Annotated in this window: 1 pseudogene; it reads right to left on the reverse strand. The window is 61.9% G+C overall.

Annotated elements, in window-relative coordinates:
• A pseudogene (locus GJ688_RS20385) lies at window positions 1–687 on the reverse strand (hypothetical protein); the annotation flags it as partial.

Below are 687 nucleotides of genomic sequence, written 5' to 3' on the forward strand. Positions count from 1 at the left end.
TCCGCCGTCGCCTGCAAGTTGGGTACGCCGTCTTCCGTTACCACGTAGACATCATAGTCTGTCGACGGGGCCAAGCCCGTGATATCGATCGTCGCCGGCGTGTTGGCCATCAAATCCACATAGCCTTTTTTCCCGCTTCCGGCATCCGACCCGCTCCCGTCTTGTCCCGCTTTTACTTGTGCCGCCGTGGGAGCTGTCGCCCCGTGGGGTACCACGACATAATAGCCTTTTCCGCTTTCGTTGGTCTGCACCCGCACCTGGGCGCTCGTGTTCGTCACTGTTCCCGCCTGCGGATAGCCGCTCGCCCAGGTCGGGGGGATCGTGTCCGGCGCTGCGCTGGTCGCGATGTCCACCTTCTCCGCCGTCGCCTGCAAGTTGGGTACGCCGTCTTCCGTTACCACGTAGACATCATAGTCTGTCGACGGGGCCAAGCCTGTGATATCGATCGTCGCCGGCGTGTTGGCTGTCAAATCCACATAGCCTTTTTTCCCGCTTCCGGCATCCGACCCGCTCGCATCTTGTCCCGCTTTTACTTGCGCCGCCGTGGGGGCTGTCGCTCCGTGGGGTACCAAGACATAATAGCCTTTTCCGCGTTCGTTGGTCTGCACCAACACCTGGGCGCTCGTGTTCGTCACTGTTCCCGCCTGCGGATAGCCGCTTGCCCAGGTCGGGGGGGTCGTGTCCGTT

Origin of the sequence: Heliobacterium mobile (genome assembly GCF_009720735.1) — a bacterium.
In the GTDB taxonomy this organism is placed as follows: Bacteria; Bacillota; Desulfitobacteriia; order Heliobacteriales; family Heliobacteriaceae; genus Heliobacterium; species Heliobacterium mobile.